18 protein-coding genes are annotated in these 18,598 nt (G+C 64.7%); 10 read left to right on the top strand and 8 right to left on the bottom strand.

Features of this window, described 5'->3' with window-relative positions; genetic code table 11:
- Positions 1-378: 378 nt before the first annotated feature.
- The 7 genes from ACP7A5_RS05875 to ACP7A5_RS05845 all read left to right on the top strand — a co-directional run bounded on the left by ACP7A5_RS05875 (position 379) and on the right by ACP7A5_RS05845 (position 8,487).
- The gene (locus ACP7A5_RS05875; RefSeq protein WP_426041033.1) at positions 379-888 is read left to right on the top strand and encodes a hypothetical protein; all 510 of its coding nucleotides are present in this window, start codon (positions 379-381) and stop codon (positions 886-888) included.
- Positions 858-1,361: a DUF3293 domain-containing protein gene (locus ACP7A5_RS05870; protein WP_426041032.1), complete on the top strand. Its 504-nt coding sequence runs from the start codon at positions 858-860 to the stop codon at positions 1,359-1,361. The genes ACP7A5_RS05875 and ACP7A5_RS05870 overlap by 31 nt, the downstream gene beginning before the upstream one ends.
- Before the next feature lie 315 nt (positions 1,362-1,676).
- Positions 1,677-2,885 (top strand): L-lactate dehydrogenase, encoded by a 1,209-nt coding sequence (locus ACP7A5_RS05865; protein ID WP_426041031.1) that lies wholly within the window; start codon positions 1,677-1,679, stop codon positions 2,883-2,885.
- Positions 2,886-3,014: 129 nt separating this feature from the next.
- Entirely contained in the window at positions 3,015-4,121 is a 1,107-nt protein-coding gene (locus tag ACP7A5_RS05860; RefSeq protein ID WP_426041030.1) for a glycoside hydrolase family 88/105 protein, read from the top strand.
- Positions 4,122-4,141: 20 nt separating this feature from the next.
- Positions 4,142-5,794, top strand: a complete 1,653-nt coding sequence (locus tag ACP7A5_RS05855) for an MFS transporter (RefSeq protein WP_426041029.1) — start codon at positions 4,142-4,144, stop codon at positions 5,792-5,794.
- 13 nt (positions 5,795-5,807) lie between these two features.
- Positions 5,808-7,175, top strand: a complete 1,368-nt coding sequence (locus tag ACP7A5_RS05850) for an oligogalacturonate lyase family protein (protein WP_426041028.1) — start codon at positions 5,808-5,810, stop codon at positions 7,173-7,175.
- 13 nt (positions 7,176-7,188) lie between these two features.
- Positions 7,189-8,487, top strand: coding sequence for an MFS transporter (locus tag ACP7A5_RS05845; RefSeq protein ID WP_426041027.1), 1,299 nt, complete (start codon positions 7,189-7,191; stop codon positions 8,485-8,487).
- Here the strand turns inward: ACP7A5_RS05845 and ACP7A5_RS05840 are convergent.
- Genes ACP7A5_RS05840 through rhmD form a run of 4 tightly spaced genes read right to left on the bottom strand, consistent with a single transcriptional unit; the run spans position 8,475 to position 12,210 of the window.
- Positions 8,475-9,380, bottom strand: a complete 906-nt coding sequence (locus ACP7A5_RS05840; RefSeq protein ID WP_426041026.1) for an amidohydrolase family protein — start codon at positions 9,378-9,380, stop codon at positions 8,475-8,477. The two genes, ACP7A5_RS05845 and ACP7A5_RS05840, sit on opposite strands and share 13 nt — an antisense overlap.
- Before the next feature lie 14 nt (positions 9,381-9,394).
- Positions 9,395-10,144 (bottom strand): SDR family NAD(P)-dependent oxidoreductase, encoded by a 750-nt coding sequence (locus ACP7A5_RS05835; protein ID WP_426041025.1) that lies wholly within the window; start codon positions 10,142-10,144, stop codon positions 9,395-9,397.
- Entirely contained in the window at positions 10,141-11,013 is an 873-nt protein-coding gene (locus tag ACP7A5_RS05830; protein WP_426041024.1) for a fumarylacetoacetate hydrolase family protein, read from the bottom strand. The genes ACP7A5_RS05835 and ACP7A5_RS05830 overlap by 4 nt, the downstream gene beginning before the upstream one ends.
- A gap of 18 nt (positions 11,014-11,031) precedes the next feature.
- A complete protein-coding gene (gene rhmD / locus ACP7A5_RS05825; protein WP_426041023.1) occupies positions 11,032-12,210 on the bottom strand; it encodes an L-rhamnonate dehydratase in 1,179 nt (392 codons plus the stop codon).
- A 157-nt stretch (positions 12,211-12,367) separates the two neighbouring features.
- On the opposite strand from rhmD, the gene ACP7A5_RS05820 reads away from it, so the two are divergent.
- The 3 genes from ACP7A5_RS05820 to ACP7A5_RS05810 are packed head-to-tail and all read left to right on the top strand — an operon-like array spanning position 12,368 to position 14,327.
- Positions 12,368-13,213 carry an IclR family transcriptional regulator gene (locus ACP7A5_RS05820; RefSeq protein WP_426041022.1) on the top strand — a complete coding sequence of 282 codons (846 nt, stop codon included), beginning with the start codon at positions 12,368-12,370 and terminating at the stop codon, positions 13,211-13,213.
- A 14-nt stretch (positions 13,214-13,227) separates the two neighbouring features.
- Entirely contained in the window at positions 13,228-13,989 is a 762-nt protein-coding gene (locus tag ACP7A5_RS05815; protein WP_426041021.1) for an SDR family NAD(P)-dependent oxidoreductase, read from the top strand.
- On the top strand, positions 13,986-14,327 hold the full coding sequence (locus ACP7A5_RS05810) for an L-rhamnose mutarotase (protein WP_426041020.1): 342 nt from the start codon (positions 13,986-13,988) through the stop codon (positions 14,325-14,327). The genes ACP7A5_RS05815 and ACP7A5_RS05810 overlap by 4 nt, the downstream gene beginning before the upstream one ends.
- Here ACP7A5_RS05810 and ACP7A5_RS05805 read toward each other — a convergent pair.
- From ACP7A5_RS05805 to ACP7A5_RS05790, 4 genes are read right to left on the bottom strand one after another with little or no spacing between them, the layout of a single operon-like run.
- Entirely contained in the window at positions 14,324-15,751 is a 1,428-nt protein-coding gene (locus tag ACP7A5_RS05805) for a rhamnogalacturonidase (protein ID WP_426041019.1), read from the bottom strand. The two genes, ACP7A5_RS05810 and ACP7A5_RS05805, sit on opposite strands and share 4 nt — an antisense overlap.
- Positions 15,651-16,487 carry a DUF6250 domain-containing protein gene (locus tag ACP7A5_RS05800; RefSeq protein ID WP_426041018.1) on the bottom strand — a complete coding sequence of 279 codons (837 nt, stop codon included), beginning with the start codon at positions 16,485-16,487 and terminating at the stop codon, positions 15,651-15,653. The genes ACP7A5_RS05805 and ACP7A5_RS05800 overlap by 101 nt, the downstream gene beginning before the upstream one ends.
- Positions 16,484-17,410, bottom strand: coding sequence for a glycoside hydrolase family 43 protein (locus tag ACP7A5_RS05795; protein WP_426041017.1), 927 nt, complete (start codon positions 17,408-17,410; stop codon positions 16,484-16,486). Before ACP7A5_RS05795 ends, ACP7A5_RS05800 begins: the two co-directional genes overlap by 4 nt.
- Positions 17,407-18,591: a rhamnogalacturonan acetylesterase gene (locus ACP7A5_RS05790; RefSeq protein ID WP_426041016.1), complete on the bottom strand. Its 1,185-nt coding sequence runs from the start codon at positions 18,589-18,591 to the stop codon at positions 17,407-17,409. Before ACP7A5_RS05790 ends, ACP7A5_RS05795 begins: the two co-directional genes overlap by 4 nt.
- Between the last annotated feature and the right edge of the window lie 7 nt (positions 18,592-18,598).

Below are 18,598 nucleotides of genomic sequence, written 5' to 3'. Positions count from 1 at the left end.
GCCCCCCGCTCAGCGACAGGGCCTCATCTGCCGTTATTTCGTGTTTCTTTATTGCGGATCTCGACGCGCTTTTCCCGCGGAGCACCCGACCGGGTCAGCGGTCCGTAGACCTGTCTTTGCCCCATTCGCGGGCGAATGGCCATGAAACATCCAGGCGAACCCCCGCAGGTCACCAAGCTTGGCAAGTTGGCAGGGGCTCGAGCGACACCTGCCGGGTCTCTCGAACCTCCGGTCCCAGACCAGATCGCCGGTGATCCCAAGGAGACAGATGCCGAAGATGGGCAGATCGACCTCGGCTTTCGTCCATCGAGCTATTTCAGGCCGACTGCCTTGGCGATGCACGTCCTTCGCTCTGTGAAGGGCGCAGAACGACGGCGCATGCTGGCGTCCATTCTGTCTGAAGGTGACGCCCCTTTGCCGCTGGCTTTAGCCGAGCCGGCCCTGCCTGCAAGCCTGCTTCGCAGTTGGGGCACCTCGCATCCTGCGATGTTGGGCGGCGAGTATCTGCCTGAGCGCAGGGCGACCGAGATGGAGATCGCGCGGATCACCCTGCAGTCGGTGACCCAAGACGTCATCTGCCTCTACGCGGCTCAGGGACGTGGCCGGATCCGCTACCGTGTTGTGGACGAGTATGGCGGCGACACTCTGAGTGGGAGGGCCGGGCGGACGTCCTCGCAGCCACTGACGCTAGGCGGTCTGGCGGAGTTCTTCCTCGGGGCCTGGAACCCGGAACCGGTCCTCGGGGTCAACTTCTCGCTGCCGGAGAGCTCGCTCGATGAGGCTTTGGAATTCATGCGCGGCGAGTCGGCCTTCTACCTGGCGTTCGACGACCTGCTGCGCCTGCGGATACGGTCCTGGTGGGCACAACGACCGGACGGGGCGGGCTAATGAAACCTGCTACTCTTGATGACGCAGCCGAGGTCATCATTCCGGCCGAGCTGCTGCTGGCCTATGAAGCCGCCTCCTACTGGATCGAACTTCCATCTGGGACGATCACGCTGAAGATTGGCGAGCAGTTCGATCCTCCGCCGGGCAACGAGCCGTATTCCCGGCTGGCGGTGGTGACGGCCTTCAACCCGTTCAGCAGGCTCATGAGTCAGGTCGAGAACGAAGCGCACCAGGCGGATCTGATCGAGGCCGTCGAAGCGGCCGGCCTGGAATGGTTCCCGGCCGCAGGCGTCGATCCGACCGGGGACTGGGAGCCGGAGCCAAGCCTTGGTGTTCTCGACCCCTCGGACGAACAGCTCGACGCTTGGATGGAGCGGTTTGGTCAGAACGCGGTGGTGGTCGCTAACGCCGGCGAGGCGACCAGGCTGGGTTTCCACCCGCGACATGCAGCCCGGCTAGCGATGTCCGGCTGAACTTCCGCAGTCCCATCATCGCGCTCAGCTCCAAAAACACCTTATGATGGTGTCCACGAAACCGGGTTCAGGCCACGTCGGCGTCACTGACGACGCGGAGTCCAACAACCAGATCTTCCGTAATCGCATCCTGGTCGCTGTGGTCGTGGCCCTGATCGTCGCGGTCGGGACCGTGAAACGGGAAAGGGAGGGATTTTCCGGTTCAGCCGACTTAAGTTGTCAGGTCCATATCTGGATTGTGATATCCCACTATATGGATTATTGTCTTAATATGCGCAAATCACAACCCGTGAGCACCCCAGGAGCGCCTTGCCGATGATCCTCGCCGACGTGATGGACTATCGCGAGGCCGCGCGACGCAGGATTCCAAGATTTCTGTTCGACTATGTGGACGGCGGCGCCTTCGCAGAGACCACGCTGCGCGACAACAGCGACCGGTTGAATGATGTGCGTCTTCGCCAGAGAGTGCTCACCGGTGCCGATCACGTCTCGCTTGCAGGTACATTGCTGGGACGCGAGACCGCTATGCCGCTGGCACTCGGTCCCGTCGGCATGGCCGGGCTGAATGCGCGTCGCGGCGAGGTGCAGGCCGCGCGTGCAGCCGAAGCGGCGGGCGTACCGTTCTGCCTCTCGACCGTTGGTGCTTGCTCGATCGAGGAGGTCCGGAAGGGCGTCCAGACCCCGCCATGGTTCCAGCTTTACGTCACGCGCGATCGCGGCTTTATGCGCGACATGATCGCCCGCGCCGGTGGAGCGGGGTCCGATACGCTGTTTCTGACCGTCGACATGCCCGCGCCTGGGCCCCGTTATCGCGACAAGCGCTCGGGTCTGTCGGGCGGCTCGGCGATGCAGCGCCAGCTCGGCCGGATTGCGCAGGTCATGACGCGCCCGGCCTGGGCTCTGGATGTCGGGCTTCTGGGTGGGCCGCACACCATCGGCCATGTCTCGTCGGCGCTGGGATCTGGCGCAGGCATCGACGACTACTGGTCCTGGATGTCGAACAATTTCGATGCCTCGGTGACATGGGACGACGCTGAGGAGATTCGCAGCCTGTGGCCCGGTCGCATGGTCATCAAGGGCATCCTGGATCCCTCCGATGCCCTAGAGGCCGCCGCGCGCGGATTTGACGGGGTCGTCGTCTCCAATCACGGCGGGCGTCAGCTGGACGGGACCCTGGCGTCGATCGACGCGCTGGGGCCGATCGCGCAGGCCGTGGGCGATCGCATGACGGTGCTGATGGATGGCGGTGTCCGTTCGGGCCTGGATGTCCTGCGGGCCATGGCCAGCGGCGCCGACGGCGTCTTGCTGGGCCGTGCCTGGGTCTATGGTCTGGCGGCCAGGGGGCAGCGCGGGGTGGAGGCGGTCCTGTCGCTGATCGCCGCCGAGATGCGTGTGGCGATGACGCTGGTCGGTGTCAGCCGGCTGGACCAGATCGGGCCGCAACTGCTGGTGTCCGGCGACGCCACGCAAGTGCCTGCGGATCACTTGACCGACCGGCCTTTGCCACATTATGAGATGGGGTAACAAAGAATGAGATAGAGGCTTCGAGGCGGATGGGGGGATCCGCCGCTGCCGAGGCAGTTTCAATGCCTGCGGCGGTCGCGCATTTCGGTGCGCGCCCCGCGTCGAATCCCCGAAACCCGGATCATCTTCATGCCCAATCTCGTCCACGACATCGCCAGAACCGACATCGATGAGACCCTGTCGCGTCTGATCGACAACCTGGTGAACATCAAGGACGACACGGGCGCGTTCCTGCTGAAGCTCGACGACGGCCGGGTCATCGACACCAAGGGCTGGAACGACTGGGAGTGGACCCACGGCATCGGGCTCTATGGCCTGTATCGCCTGTTCGAACAGACCGGTGACGATGCCATCCTGAAGATCATGCTGGACTGGTTCGCCAACCGGTTCGAGGCGGGAACGCCGACGAAGAACATCAACACCGTCTCGCCCTTCCTGACCCTCGCCAACCTCTATGAGCACACGGGCGACGAGACCTATATTCCCTATCTGGACGTCTGGGCGGAATGGCTCATGGATGGCCTGCCCCGGACCGAGGAGGGCGGCTTCCAGCACATCGTCTTCAACGACGAGAACCCGCAGGAACTGTGGGACGACACGCTGATGATGAGCGTCCTGCCGCTGGCCCGTATCGGGCTGCTGCTGGATCGCCCGCACTATGTCGAGGAAGCTCGAAAGCAGTTTCTCATCCACATCAAATACCTGTTCGACAAGAAGACCGGGCTTTGGTTCCACGGCTGGAATTTCCTGGGACGCCATAACTTCGCCGATGCCCTTTGGGCGCGCGGCAACTGCTGGGTCACCATGGCCATTCCCGAGTTCATCGAGATGCTGGACCTGCCGGCCGAGGACGCCCTGCGCCGCTTCCTGATCGAGACGCTGGAGGCCCAGGTGAAGGCCCTGGCGGCGCATCAGGACGACAGCGGCCTGTGGCACACACTGATCGACGATTCCACGAGCTATCTGGAGGCCTCGGCGACGGCCGGCTTCGCCTACGGCATCCTTAAGGCGGTTCGAAAGCGCTACTTGCCCGTCGAATATGAGGACATGGCGATCCGGGCGCTGAAGGGGGTCATCGCCAACATCGGAGAGGACGGGGAGCTACAGCAGGTCTCGTTCGGCACCCCGGTGTTCGACACCCTGCAGGGCTATCGCGACATTCCGCTGACCTCCATGCCCTATGGCCAGGCAATGGCCATCATGGCTCTGGGCGAGTTCCGCCTGCGGTTCATCTAGAGTTTCAGGAGATCGATCGGATGGCCGCGGTGGAGATGCGAAAGCCGAGCTGGATCAACTACTGGGGCTGGGGTTCGGGCGACATGCTCGGTGCCGGTGCCCAGGCGGTCATTACCGGCTGGCTGTTCTACTTCTTCACCACCTTCTGCGACCTGACGCCGGTCGAGGCGGGCCTGATCCTCGGTCTTCCCAGACTTCTGGAGGCGATCACCTGTCCGCTGATCGGCTATATTTCGGACAATCTTCGCCACACCTGGATCGGACGAAAGGTCGGACGGCGCAAGATTTTCCTGCTGCTGACCATTCCCCTGCTGCCCAGCTTCGCCCTGATTTTCGTCACGGGCCAGACCTTCACCTACTACCTGCTGACCTTCATCTTCTTCGAGTTCCTCTACACGATGTTCCTCATCCCGTGGGAAACGCTCGCGGCAGAGATGACCAAGGATTACAAGGAGAAGGCGAAGTTCGCAGGTGCGCGGATGCTGGTGGCGCAGACGTCGGCCATCCTCGCCTCCTATCTGCCGACGCTCATCATCGCCAACTTCGGCGGCAAGGATTCGCCCTCGACCTTTCTGATCATGGCGGCGATCTTTGGCGTCATATTCAGTCTGGTCGTGACCCTGGTGGTCGTCTTCAGCTGGGAGCGGCCCTATACGGAGGCGGAGAAGGCGTTTCAGCCGCCGCCCTTCAACGTGAAGCGCGCCGCCCTTATCCCGGTCACGATGTTCCGGGACCTGTTCTCGACCCTGAAGATCCGCGCCTTTCGCCAGCATCTGTCGATCTACCTGGGCGGATACATCGCCCAGGACATCTTCAATACGGCCTTTCCCATCTTCGTCGTCACGGTGCTGCTGGGTGGGACTCTGATCATCTCGCAACTGATGACGGCGATGTATGTCGCCCAGCTGATCTCGGTGATGATTGCCATCAACATCGTGATCCGCACCGGGCCAGTCCTGGCCTATCGGGTCGCCATCAGTTTCTTCAGCCTGGCCCTGATGCTGTATCTGATCTTCTACTTCGTCCGGCCCGCCGGGTTCGGCGAAGGGCTGGCAGCGCTGGACGGCAACGTGTTGAGCGCGCTGAACCCGATGGGCGCGGCGTTCAGTCCGACGCTGGTCTTCTGGCTGTTCGCCCCCATCATCCTTGCGGGTCTGGGCCGCGGCACGCTGAACTTCGTGCCCTGGAGCGTCTACAACTACCTGCCCGACGTGGATGAAGCGGTCACGGGCCAGAGACGCGAAGGCATCTTCGCCGGGGTCATGACCCTGGTCCGAAAGGTGGCCCAGTCGGGCGCGATTATCGCTACGGGATGGATCATCGGTGCCGGCGGCTATATCTCGCCGACGGACGGCGTGGCGGTCGAGCAGACGCCGCAAGCCGTCAACACCATCGTCTGGCTGCTGATCGCGGGACCGATCGCCATGATGCTGTTCGGCCTGATCATCTCGTGGCGGTTCCGGCTGAACGCCCGGACCCACGGTGTGCTGATGGCCGAGATCGACCGGTTCCATGCCGGTGAGCGCAGCCCGTCGAGCCCGGCCGCAAAAGAGGTCGTCGAGGACCTGACCGGTTGGCCCTATGAGCGCCTGTGGGGTGCCAGCAAGGCGACCGCCGCCCCGCCTCAAACCCGTACCGGCCCGGACATCGACCCGGGCGTTGGACCCAGCTGAACGGAGAACAGCCATGCTGAACCTAACCCGCCGCACAGCCGCAGGCGCGCTCGTTCTGGGGGGGCTGGCGGCCACCTCCCGCGCCGTGGCCCAGTCCACGCCCACCCAGCCGGTGCCGGCACCGGCCAGCCTGGCCGAGCCGCCCCGCGAATGGATCGATGCCGACACAGGTCACCGCGTGGTTCGCCTGTCTGACGCCCCGGGAAGCTCAAGCCTGTATTTCCATCAGAACAGCTATCTGCCGGACGGCCGGACCATGGTGTTTTCGACACCCGGGACGATTTCGGCACTGGATCTGCAGACCCGCGCGATCCGACCGATCGTCACGGGCGAGGGGCTGCAACTGCTGTTCGCTGGTCGCAAGACGGGCGATATCTACTTCACGCGCACAGCGCCCGGGGACGGCTCGTCCCAGCCCCGTGCGACGACCGTCTTCGCCGCCAATGCCACCACCGGTGCCGAGCGAGAGATCGGAACCATCGCCTCGGGCAGCATCGGGTCCATCAATGCCGACGAGACATTGCTGCTCGGTCAGTATGCCGAGCGCGACATGCCCTTGCAGCCCCGGACCCGGGGGCGGGACGGGCGATACGACCAGGCCGCCTATTCCGCCAACTGGCCCGACGGCACGCCGATGACGTTCGCCGACGCCAAGGAGGTGCGGCTGAACGACCGGCTGGAAGCCAGAATTCCGATGGAGATCTTCACCCTTGATGTCCGCACCGGCGAACGTCGTGTGGTGCACCGGGCGACGGACTGGCTGAACCATCTGCAGTTCTCGCCGACCGATCCGGGCCTGATCATGTTCTGCCACGAGGGGCCGTGGCACAAGGTCGATCGCATCTGGACCATCCGCACCAACGGCACCGGGATGACCAGGGTTCACACCCGGACGATGAACATGGAGATCGCCGGCCACGAGTGGTTCGCCGACGACGGCAAGACCATCTGGTACGACCTTCAGACGCCGCGCGGCCAGAAGTTCACGGTCGCGGGCTATGATCTGGAGACCGGCGTCAGGACCCATTACCATCTCGAACGCGATGAGTGGTCGGTCCATTTCAACAGCTCGCACGACGGCGCGCTTTTCGCTGGCGACGGCGGCGATCCGGAAATGGTCGCCCGGGCGCCGAACGGAAAATGGATCTACCTGTTCCGGCCCGAGGCCATTCCCGACGTGGCGGGCCTGAGCGCCCCCAACGCGGGCGATCTGATCCGGCCGGGCATCTTTCGCTCCGAGCGCCTGGTGAACATGGGCGCGCACGACTATCGGCTGGAGCCCAACATCACCTTCACGCCTGACAACCGCTGGCTGGTGTTCCGCTCGAACATGCACGGGGCCAACCACGTCTATGCGGTTGAGGTGACCAAGGCGGCCTGATCGGGGAGCAGGGATGAGCGCGGACGCGGGGGCGGCACCATCAAGCCGCGAGGACTGGCGGAACACCATCCTCGCCGGACTGGCCAACTATATCGACGCCGGCTCCATCGTGGCAGGGTCGGCGGCCCTGGCGCTCCGGGTCGCGGCCTATGATCTTGCTCCGTCCTTTGTTGGTCTGATCGGTGCGTTCAGCGCAAACGCCATCTCGGCCGGCGTCGGGGCGCTGATCGGCGGGAGGCTGTGCGACCTTTACGGGCGCAAGCGCATCTATCAGTACGACATGCTGTTCTACGCCTTCGGCATGCTGTTTCTGGTCTTTGCGGTTTCGCCGTGGATGATCGTGGTCGGGTTCGTGCTGGTCGGCCTGGCGGTCGGGGCGGACATTCCCGCCTCCTGGTCGTTGATCGCCGAAATGGCGCCCAATGGCGCGCGCGGGAAGCACAGCGGCCTGGCCCAGGTCCTCTGGTATGCCGGGCCGGTTGTCGTGCTGCTGCTCTCGTTGGCGTTGGCTCCGCTCGGCATCCTGGGGATGCGCATCGTATTCGCCCATCTGGCAGTCATGGCCCTGGCGCTGACCTTCCTCAGGTCACGCATGAAGGAGTCCCCTCTGTGGGAAGAGGCCCGTGCAAGGCCCAGGGCGAAAGGGGAAGCCAGCGCGTGGCGCACGCTGCTGCGTCCCCGGCATCTGAAGGCCTTGATCTTTCTTATCGGAATGTACGGGCTGTGGAACCTGTGGGCCGGGACCTATGGCTTCTTCTTTCCCTACATTCTCTCGACGGTCGGCGATCAGAGCCAGGCCACCAGCGTGGCGGTTCAGGCGGCCAGTTTCGCGATCGGCATGGTCTCCATCGCCCTGGTGTTCATGCGGCTGTCGGACCGGGTCAATCAGCGCTGGCTGTTTGGCGTTTCAGCCCTGTTACAGGTCGCGGGCATGGCCATGCTGGCCGTCGCCCCGCTGACCCTGCCGCTGGCCATGGTGCATGTGTTTCTGATGTGGTTCGCCGCCGGGTTCGGGCAGCAGTCCTTCTTCCAGCTGTGGAGCGCCGAGCTGTTTCCGACGATGATCCGGGCGACGGCCCAGGGGCTTGCCTTCGCGGTCGTGCGGATCATGCTTGGGGTGTGGAGCTTTTTCGTTCCGGTGCTGACCCTGGCAGGGTTCCAGACCCTCGCGTGGATCCTGACGGGCTTTCTGGCGGCGAGCGGACTGATCGGCTGGATCTGGGCGCCGCGTCACGAGGGCAAGTCCCTGGAGGATATCCAGCGGGACCGGGACCGGGACCGCGACGACGCCATCGTGGATCAGAGGCGGTAGATCGCGGTCGCCGTCTGCCCGAACAACTTCCGGCGGTCCGTGTCGCTGAAGTCGGTGGTGATAGCGTCATAGGCGCTGAAGTGTTCGCTGAACGACCCGTACAGCTTGTCGACCGGAAAGTTGCTGGCGAACATGGCGCGGTCCGGACCGAACAGGTCGATCGTTTCCAGAACAAGGGGGCGGATGGACGCCGTCGTCCAGGTCCGGTCCACCATGGCCAGGCCGGATATCTTGACCGCGACATTGGGCTGGGCCGCCAGCAGGGCCATGCCATCGCTCCAGGCCTTCAGACCCCCGGCGTCGCGGTCGGTGGGCATGCCCGCGTGGTTCAGGATCAGTTGCGTGTCGGGATTCTCCGCCGCCAGCCGGGCCGCCTCGGCCATCTGGGACGGATAGATCTGCAGGTCGAACGACAGATCGTGCTTACGCAACAGGGCGAAGCCGGCGCGCCACGCCTCGTCCTGCAGCAGGTCGCGCGGGCTATAGGTCCTGGCCGGATCGGCATGCCAGCTCACGATCTGGCGGATGCCCCGCACATTCGCGAACGCCCGATGGGCCTCCAGTAAGGCATCGAGCTCGGCCAATGGCTGGTCCAGCGCGGCATAGGCCACGATGCCGTTGGGGATACTCCGCGCGTCCGCGATGCCCTGCAGCCAGCGGGTCTCGTCCAGCGCCTCGTCCGCGTCGGCCCCCGCATCGACATGGACTGTGCCCACCACATTCCACCCCGCGACGTCGGCCAGATAGTCGTCGAGCCCATAGGGTCGGGCGATGGGCGTGCAGTCTCCCGCCGGGTTGTTCGGCAGCGGATGGTCCATCAGCCAGCCGTAGTGGTGGCGATCGAAATCCCAGAGGTGCTGATGCGGATCGACGATCGGCAGGTCGTGCGCCACCTTGGTCGCTCCCTCTAGTAGGTCGTGCGGCCGCCCGAGATGTCGAAGGTGGCGGCGGTGGAGAAGCTGCACTCCTCGCTGGCCAGCCAGCAGATCAGAGAGGCCACCTCGGCCATCTCGCCCAGGCGCCCCATCGGGATCTTGGACTGCATGTAGTCGATCTGGCTTTGCGGCAGCTGATCCAGGATCGGGCTCTTGAAGGTCGCTGGAGTGATGGCGTTCACGCGCACGCCGGTCTGGGCCAGTTCCTTGCCGAGGGACTTGGTGAAGCCCAGCAGCCCGGCCTTGGACGCCGAATAGGCCGAGGCGTTCGGATTGCCCTCCTTGCCCGCCACCGACGACACATTGACGATCCGGCCGTAGTCGTTCTTCAACATGTGCGGCACCACAGCGCGGCAGCAGTAGAAAGCACCGTTCAGGTTGATGTCCATGACCCGGCGCCAACTGTCGACGGGAAATTCCCACACCGGCCCCGTGGCACCCGTGATGCCGGCCCCTACGACCAGGATGTCGATCCGACCCATGGCTTCGACGCTCGCGTTGGCGGCGCGGGTGACGGCTTCGTGGTCCGATACGTCGACGGCCTGAAAGTTGCTGGCTCCGATGGCCCGGGCAACTTCCGACAATGCCCCGGCGTCCAGATCCCACAGAGAGACCTTTCCTCCTTCGGCCACGATCCGTGCCGCCGTCTCTCGACCGACGCCGGACGCACCACCGGTGACGATGGCGCAGCGGCCCTCGAAGCGGTTGCCATAGATACTCACGCGGCTTCTCCCGATACGGTGGCGTGCCAGGCCACGGCCGTCTGCTGCTGTTCGCCCAGACCCTGGATCCCCAATCGCATGACGTCGCCCGGCTTCAGATAAAAGGGTTCCGGCTTCTGGCCCAGGCCGACGCCTGGCGGCGTGCCTGTCGTGATCAGGTCGCCCGGTTCCAGCGTCATGAATTGGCTGACATAGGCCACGATCTCGGCCACGCCGAAGATCATGGTCCGGGTGTTTCCGGTTTGCATGCGCGTCCCGTTCAGATCCAGCCACATGTCCAGGTTCTGGACATCGGCGACCTCGTCGGAGGTCACCAGCCAGGGGCCGACGGGACCGAAGGTGTCACAGCCCTTGCCCTTGTCCCAGGTGCCGCCGCGTTCGATCTGAAAGGCGCGCTCGGAGACGTCGTTGATCAGGACATAGCCCGCGACATGATCCAGCGCGTCCGCCTCTTCGACGTAGGAGGCGGGTTTACCGATGACGATGCCCAGTTCGACCTCCCAGTCGGTCTTGAGGGAACCGCGAGGGATCATGACCTCGTCGTTCGGCCCGGTCAGGCAGCTGATGGCCTTCATGAAGATGACCGGCTCGGCAGGGATGGGCAGGTTTGATTCGGCCGCGTGGTCGGCGAAGTTCAGACCGATGGCGATGAATTTGCGGCTGCCCGCCACCGGAACGCCGTGGCGCGGCGCCCCCTCGACCACTGGCAGGGAGGCCGGATCGATCGCGCGCAACCGAGCCAGGCCCTCGCCGTGGATCAGGTCCGGCGTGATGTCGGCGACGTGGCCGGACAGGTCGCGGATGACCCCGTCCCCGTCCAGCATTCCGGGCTTCTCATGGCCGCTCGGGCCGTATCGCAACAGTTTCATGGACGGGGTCCGGGCGTTCTAGTGGGTGTAGGGGCGGTGGAGCGGGATGTCGGAATTCAGGGCGACGCCGAAGCCGGGCGTGTCCGGAACCTTCAGCCTGCCGTTCACCGGAACCGGCTCTCCGGTCAGCAGGGGCTGGAACATCGGCACCACCTCGTCCGCCTTGGGCGCCATCATCAGGAACTCCGCGAACGGGCTGTTATGGCGCGTGACGACGAAATGGTAGCTGTAGACGCTCGACCCGTGCGGAATGACCATGACGCCGCGCGCATCGGCCAGAGCCGAGATCTTGATCAGTTCGGTCATGCCGCCGCACCAGCCGACGTCGGGCTGGATGATGTCGCAGCAGTCCATCTCCAGCAGCATGCGGAAGCCCCAGCGCGTGGCCTCGTGCTCGCCGGTCGTGACCAGCATACCCTTGGGCGCATTGGCCTTCAGGTCGCGATAGCCCCAGTAGTCGTCCGGGCTCAGTGCTTCCTCGATCCACTTCAGGCCATATTCGTGCGCCTTGTGCGCCAGGCGGGTGGCATAGTTCAGGTCCAGCGACATCCAGCAGTCGAACATCAACCAGAAATCCTCGCCGACGCGCTCGCGCATCGTGGCCAGTTCCTCGATGTTCTTGCGCAGGCCTTCCTCACCCTCGGCCGGGCCGTGGTGAAGAGGCATCTTGCCGCCGATGAATCCCAGTTGCTTCGCAAGGTCTGGGCGCGCACCGGTGGCGTAAAACGTCAGTTCGTCGCGAACCGCCCCGCCGAGCATGTGATAAACGGGCTCGCCCCGCAGCTTGCCCATCAGATCCCAAAGCGCCAGGTCAACACCGGACAGCGCGTTCACCACCAGGCCCTTGCGACCATAGTACTGGGTCGAGAAGTACATCTGATCCCAGATCTTCTCGATCTCATTGGGTGCACGCCCTTCGAGGAAGCGCGCCAGATGCTTCTCGACGATATAGGCCGCCGGCTCGCCGCCTGTGGTCACCGCGAACCCGATCGTTCCGTCGGCAGCTTCGATCTCGACGACAAGCGTGCCCAGCACATTGATGCCGAAGCTCTGACGGCTCTGGCGATACTCGGGATAGCGGGACATCGGCGTGGCGATGTGGTCGTCGATCCAGTGGCCTTCGCCCTGGTCATGATAATCGGCCCCCCCGCCGCGAACGACGAAGGCCCGCACCTGGCGGATGACGGGAAATCCCATTGCGGCGTGAACTCCGGGTGTCAATATATGAGATAGTAGAGAGAAGTTCGCAGGCGGGCGTCCACGATTCGTGCGATCCGAAGCCTTGATTTTCCCCGCTGTCTCACAGGCCGATCGCTTGTGTATCGTTTCAGCATATGAAATAGGACGTTACGAGATGAGAATATCGGCGTCAACACGAACAGCGACCGCAGAGGGGTCGGAGGGCGGCAAATCGTCGAGCAGCCAGACCCTTCTTCGCGGGCTGGATGTAGTCGAGGCCGTGTCGGACGGCACGATCGGCCTTGCAGAACTGGCGACGCGTCTGGGCCTGACGCGCAGCACCACCCACCGGCTCGCGGCAGCGCTGGTCGAGAGGCAGTACCTGAACTTTCTTCCGCGGGAAGGATATGTGCTCGGGCCCAAGCTTCTGGAACTGGGCTTCAAGGCGCAGCAGCAGAAGGATCTTCCCCGCGTCGCCCGGCCTCATCTCGAGACGCTCGCCGCCGAAACAGAGGACACGGTCCATCTGGGCGTCCTGGACAAGGGCCGCGCGCTCTACCTGGACAAAATCCCTGGCCGTCGTCGCATCGAGATCAGCTCACGCGTCGGCGAGCGACAGCCCTTGCGTTCAACGGGTCTGGGCAAGGCCCTGCTTCTGGACGAAACCGAAGTCCGGCGGGCCGAGATGTTCGACATGGAAGAGGCTTCCAGTCGAAGCACTCTGGATCGGGAGACTTGGCTGAGCCGCATGCGCGAGTACGCGCGCGACGGCCACGCCTTCGACCTCGAGGAGAACGAGGATCGCATCCGCTGCGTGGCTGCCCCGATCAGAGATGTTGCCGGACGCATCGTCGGTGCCATCAGTCTGTCGAGCGCGGCGCAGTACATGGACGACCACCGCATGGCCTCGCTGCCCCAGCAGGTTCGGGCGACGGCCGAGGCCATAAGCCGTGAACTGGGCTGGCGCGAAGACGCCGTCGCCGGGATCGCGGCCAAGCCCAGACGCTCCCCACGACCCTGACATCCGGAGGCTCCATGTTGCTGGAAGGCAAGACCGTTCTGATCACCGGGGCGTCGGGCGGCATTGGCCGCGCCGCCGCCCTGGGATGTGCCCGACACGGGGCCGACGTCGCGATCAACTATCTCAATGACCAGAACGGTGCCGAGCGCGCGGTGGCCGAGATCGAGGCCATGGGGCGACGCGCCATCGCGGTGAAGGGCGACGTCTCCGACCCGGACCAGGCCCCGATCTTCGTCCAGGCGGCGGTCAAGGCGTTCGGGAAGGTGGATGTCTTCGTCAGCAATGCCGGCATCTGCCCATTCCACAGCTTTCTGGACATGCCGCCCGAGGTGCTGGAACGGACGATGCGGGTCAATCTGCACGGGGCCTACTATATGTCCCAGGCGGCCGCAAAACAGATGGTGGATCAGGGGCGCGGCGGTGCCCTGATCGCTGTCAGCTCGATCAGCGCTTTGGTCGGCGGCGGCATGCAGACCCATTACACCCCGACCAAGGCAGGGGTGCATTCGCTGATGCAGTCCTGCGCCATTGCTTTGGGGCCGCATGGGATCCGCTGCAACTCGGTCCTGCCCGGCACGATAGAGACCGACATCAACCGTGAAGATCTGGCCGATCCCGCGAAGCGCGAATACATGGCGGGACGGATTCCGCTGGGACGTCTTGGCGAACCGGATGACCTGGCCGGCCCCATCGTCTTCCTGGCCTCCGACATGGCGCGTTACGTCACCGGCGCGGCCTTGCTGGTCGATGGCGGTGCCTTCGTGAACCTGCAATGAGCGCGCCCGTCACCGAGACCGTCGCATTCCGCATGAATATGAACCCGGGCCAGGCCGAGACGTATCGCCGTCGCCATGACGACATCTGGCCAGAGCTCTCGCAGGCGCTGCTCACGGCGGGCGTGATTGACTACCGGATCTTCCTGGACCCGGAGAGTGATCACCTGTTCGCCGTCATGACGCGACGGGTCGATCACACCCTGGCCGATCTTCCCGGCACGGACGTCATGCAGCGCTGGTGGGCGATGATGGCCGACATCATGCAGGCCGGCCCGGACAATGTGCCGGTCCAGGTCAACCTGGCCCCGGTCTTCCATCTTCGGGCCCCGGGACCCTAGTCGACGTCGTCGAGCATGATGTCGGGGCGCGCGTCCGGCGTTTCCGTCGCGAAGACCACGTTCTCCAGCGTGAGCCCACGGACGTGGCGGGCGAACAGGCCATGCGCGGGGCTGACGCCGAACATGCTGGGCTCGGGATAGGCGTGCGGCAGTTCCGGGACCGTCCTCCCTGCGTCCGTCGCCGTTCCACCACCGCCATAGGTCAGGTGGATGTCGCTCAGCCCGACATCCTCGATCGGATGAGCCGGCAAGCCTGCCAGTGTCGCTGCGTAGCGGGGGTCAATGCCGGTCGCGACCAGGTTGCGGATCGTGATGCGGCGCATGGCCCCCACGGTCGTGCCTTCCGGACCCCGACGACGGTCGCCGAGGCGCAGGAAGATCGGTGCCGTGGTCACCTCGCGCATGACGATGTCGCGCACGATGATGTCCTCGATCACGCCGCCATCGACCGTCTCTATCGCTACGCCGCGCGAACGTTCGAACAGGCAGTCGGCGATCTCGATGTCGCGGAAGTCGCCGTTCGACTCGGTTCCCAGCTTTATGCGCCCGGTGACGCGATCGAGGTCCGGCGACAGGTCCTGGGTCCGACCGCATGTCCCATCCAGCATGGTCCCCATGTCGAACCCGGACACGCGGCAGCCCGTGATCCGGATCCGCTCCGTCGATCGTCTTTCGCCCAGGGCGAAGGACGTCTTGAGCACGATGGCGTCGTCATTGGGCGTATTTACCCGGAGGTTCGACAGTCGCGCGTCCCGCACGCAATCGAGGTCGATGCCATCCCTGTCAGTGTCTATCCGCAGGCCGTCCATCAACAGCCCGTCGACCCCGGTGAGGAGGAATGCGAAATGGCCACCCTTCAGGACGGTGAGATCTCGAATCACGACATTGCGCGCATTCTTCAGGGCGACAGCCTTGTTGCCCTGACCGCTCATGGCCGCTTGTTCGGCCGTCAGCGCAGCGGCCGACAATACCTCGGCAGGCCCCATGCTCAGCGGTCGATCTCCGACATGATCGCGTGACCAGGGGGCCCCCGGACCTTCCCGCGTGAGGCCCAGACCCTGGATCATGCCCGGACCGATCAGGGCGACGTCGTGCACGCCTTCGCCCCAGATCAGGCTGTTGTGCCAGTGGCTGTGGCCAAAGTCCTGGTAGGCGTCATGGGCGTTGGGCTCGGGCGCATCGTATTGGCCGTCGTGCCGTGCGGGGTCGGCCGCCTCGAGAACCGCGCCCTCGCCAAGTTCCAGCGTGATCCGACTTCTGAGCCTGATCGAAAAGCTGAGATAGCGCCCGGCCGGCAGCACGACGCGGCCGCCTCCGGCTCTCTCAGCCGCCTCGATCGCCGCGTTGATCGCAGCTGTATCCAGGGCTAGGCCATCTCCGATGGCCCCGAAATCGCGGACGCAGAAAATTCTGGCAGCGGTCATCGTGCCGCCAGGTCGAACACACGAAAGTTCCGGATTCGCAAATGACTCTGTGTTGTGCGCACCGCGAACCAGCCGCGTCGATAGGGAGGGTATCGTCCATCTCGAAAATCAGGATGCCGTCTCGCCAATACTGGACGATCGAACCGGCCGCGATGAATCGAAGGGTCTGGATCTGGCTGGGTTGAAGCAGGCTCGCAAGGTCGGAGCGATCATGTTCCGGCAGAAGGAATCGGTTGCCCGCCTCGCCCAAGTAGCGCCGCATGCGCGTAGTCGTGTTCCCATTTCCGCCCTGGCCCACGTAATAGGTCAGCAGCGTATCGTAGTCGACCAGAGCTCCACTGCGAGCGTAGGGCCTGCCGTCCGGCCGGTGGGGGTCGGACGCCATCCAGAAGGCGTTGAGATCGCTGACGCGATCGTGCGGACCACCCCGATCGACCAATTCGGCCTGGTATTCGATCATGACCGGACCCCGCAATTCGGTGCGAAACCAGATGGTCGCTCCGGCGGGCACATCGATGTCCAGGGTACCGTCTTCGGCCTCGACGCGTCCGCCGCGTTCGAGTTCGACGGCCCATTGCGACAGGCCGGCGCGGAAGTCGTCGCTGTGCAACAGGGTCCCGGGGACCAATCGGAGCCCTGCCGTTCGCACCGTATTGACGTCAGGAGTCGCGCAGCTGGTCATCGCCATCGCCGTCATCGCGCTTAGCAGGCCGAACAATGTCGGAAACCGCCTCATGGCGATATCGGAGACGGCTGCTGCTGCAGGACCGTGAAGTGACGCACCACCCCCGACAGCCCGGCCAGTTCGGTGCGCGGCGTCCAATGGATCAGGTCGTCGCTGTCGCTGTGCCAGTAGCGTTTCTCGACATACTGATCGAAATAGATCCGCCACCCGCCGTCCAGTCGACGGACGAGGGCCGGGCCCTCGTTCCACGATCCCCAGCCCGCCCAGTCGCCGCTGCCGACGATGGTCCAGGGGCCTTCGAGCGCAGGGGCGGCGGCTCGTTCGATGAACTTCGTCGTCTCGTTCTTGACGAAGGCCTGATAGCTGTCGCCCTGCCTCACCACGAAGGTGTAAATGGCGTTTGGACCCAGGCCCGGCATGGGCCGCGGGGCGCTCCATTGAGTCAGGGCCTGATCCGTAGCCGTCATCAGATGCGGCTGAAACGGTCCCTCCGTGCCGTTGTGCGACAGGGACACTATGATGAGCGTGCTGCCGTCCTCGTCAACGAACCACTCGGGTGCCCAGGCATTGGTGAGGCCGACGATCGGCAGCCTCAGATTCCGCTCGAACTCCCAATGTGTCAGATCACGACTGCGCGCGAAGCCGATCTCGGTGCTGCTCCAGTCGGTGGTGTAGACCACGCGGTACCAGCCGTCGGATGTCTGGATAATGCTGGGATCGCGGATCAGCCCGCCGGGTGGGCTATAGGCCGCCAGCGCGAGCGGCATGAAGGACGCGGCGTCGTCTGATCCGTAGACGCTCATCGTCCGGGCGTCGCCGTTCCGGAAGGCCGTCAGGACATAGGCCGGTGATGCGGTTTCGACCTGGCGAGCAGCGACCGGGAACCCGCAGGCCGCGACAAGAACGGCCAGGACCAGACGGCGGCCGATGGCTCGGACGGGCGAGGACGGCTCGAGCGGAGGACGGACTCTCATGAACCTGAGGGACTCTCGATCGGACGCGCGGGGATCAGCCTCACATCGAATTGCTCTGGCGGCGGCGGGTTGTCGAGATCCAGGAGGTGCAGGTCCGTCGTCACATGTCCCGCGATCGGATCGTCGAGGTCGCGCAGCCCCTCGGCTATCACGGCCGCCAGGATGTAGGCTCCATAGGCATTGTGATGTGTCGCGTCGTTCCCCTCGTTGGCGAAGGCAAGACGCGCGCGCTCGGCCCCCAAGGCCTCATAAAGGCGGGCGCTGGCCATGGTCAGATCGATCAGCGGCACCGACTGCTCGCGCGCGACGGCCCGGACTGCATCCGGATAGCCCCCGTGGCTGTTCGTGATCCGGCCGTCCGCGCCGAAGGTGCGCCGGTGCGGCGAGGTGACGAGCACTGGACTGCCGCCGCGCCGGCGAACCTCCTCGAGGTACACTCGAAGATAGGCTCGAAAGGTCGTGCCTGCCTCGGCATAGGTCTGTGGCCACTGAGCCTTTGAGTCGTTGTGCCCGAACTGGATCAGGACGACGTCGCCCGGTCTGAGCTGGCTCAGCGCCTTGTCCAGGCGCAGCCCGGTCAGGAAGGACTTTAGCGTCTCTCCGGACTCCGCGTGGTTGGCGACGGAGACGCCGTCGTCGAGAAACCGGGGCAGCATCTGCCCCCAACTGGCGTAGTCGCCGCCAGCCTGATCCGCCACGGTCGAGTCGCCTAGCAGGATCAGACGCGTCGCCGTAACGGGTTCGATTTCGATCCGGGCCACCGGGCCGTGGAACCCCAGGGTCAATCGGTCGTCCCAGGATCTGGAGCCCTGTTCCCGCGCATTCAGGCGCACCGCCGAACCTCCCGGGGCGTTGGCAGGAACGGGTTGCAGACCCGGTTGCCGGACATTGACCGTGAACTGGACGGGAGCGTTCGTCGCCCGGCGCATCAACCGGCGAGTCTCGGCCCAGACGGTCAGCGGCGCCGATGAGGCCGGCCAGACGGTGACGCGATAGTCGCCCTCCGCGATGGCCACGGAGAACAGCGCGCCATCGCCGCCATCTGGCTCAAAGCCGTATCCGATCGCGTCGGCATAAGCCGTATCGGGCGCGACGCGCTGCCACCCGGGCCGATCAACGTCGGTCGCGAAGTCGAATCGTTTCTGAGCCGTCGCGGAGGTCGCGACGAACAATCCGACCATGACAGAC

The sequence above is a fragment of the Brevundimonas sp. TWP2-3-4b1 genome, assembly GCF_049897665.1.
GTDB lineage: Bacteria > Pseudomonadota > Alphaproteobacteria > Caulobacterales > Caulobacteraceae > Brevundimonas > Brevundimonas subvibrioides_B.
The sequence above is the reverse complement of the archived record's forward strand: the minus strand, read 5'-3'. Positions and strand labels throughout refer to the sequence as shown.

Excerpts from the sequence above, each read along its gene's own strand:
- ACP7A5_RS05850 (WP_426041028.1), top strand. The coding sequence starts at position 5,808 with ATGCTGAACCTAACCCGCCGCACAGCCGCAGGCGCGCTCGTTCTGGGG.
- ACP7A5_RS05845 (WP_426041027.1), top strand. The coding sequence starts at position 7,189 with ATGAGCGCGGACGCGGGGGCGGCACCATCAAGCCGCGAGGACTGGCGG.
- ACP7A5_RS05830 (WP_426041024.1), bottom strand. The coding sequence starts at position 11,013 with ATGAAACTGTTGCGATACGGCCCGAGCGGCCATGAGAAGCCCGGAATG.
- rhmD (WP_426041023.1), bottom strand. The coding sequence starts at position 12,210 with ATGGGATTTCCCGTCATCCGCCAGGTGCGGGCCTTCGTCGTTCGCGGC.
- ACP7A5_RS05800 (WP_426041018.1), bottom strand. The coding sequence starts at position 16,487 with ATGAGGCGGTTTCCGACATTGTTCGGCCTGCTAAGCGCGATGACGGCG.
- ACP7A5_RS05865 (WP_426041031.1), top strand. The coding sequence starts at position 1,677 with ATGATCCTCGCCGACGTGATGGACTATCGCGAGGCCGCGCGACGCAGG.
- ACP7A5_RS05820 (WP_426041022.1), top strand. The coding sequence starts at position 12,368 with ATGAGAATATCGGCGTCAACACGAACAGCGACCGCAGAGGGGTCGGAG.
- ACP7A5_RS05805 (WP_426041019.1), bottom strand. The coding sequence starts at position 15,751 with ATGACCGCTGCCAGAATTTTCTGCGTCCGCGATTTCGGGGCCATCGGA.
- ACP7A5_RS05855 (WP_426041029.1), top strand. The coding sequence starts at position 4,142 with ATGGCCGCGGTGGAGATGCGAAAGCCGAGCTGGATCAACTACTGGGGC.
- ACP7A5_RS05795 (WP_426041017.1), bottom strand. The coding sequence starts at position 17,410 with ATGAGAGTCCGTCCTCCGCTCGAGCCGTCCTCGCCCGTCCGAGCCATC.
- ACP7A5_RS05810 (WP_426041020.1), top strand. The coding sequence starts at position 13,986 with ATGAGCGCGCCCGTCACCGAGACCGTCGCATTCCGCATGAATATGAAC.
- ACP7A5_RS05790 (WP_426041016.1), bottom strand. The coding sequence starts at position 18,591 with ATGGTCGGATTGTTCGTCGCGACCTCCGCGACGGCTCAGAAACGATTC.
- ACP7A5_RS05860 (WP_426041030.1), top strand. The coding sequence starts at position 3,015 with ATGCCCAATCTCGTCCACGACATCGCCAGAACCGACATCGATGAGACC.
- ACP7A5_RS05815 (WP_426041021.1), top strand. The coding sequence starts at position 13,228 with ATGTTGCTGGAAGGCAAGACCGTTCTGATCACCGGGGCGTCGGGCGGC.
- ACP7A5_RS05875 (WP_426041033.1), top strand. The coding sequence starts at position 379 with ATGCTGGCGTCCATTCTGTCTGAAGGTGACGCCCCTTTGCCGCTGGCT.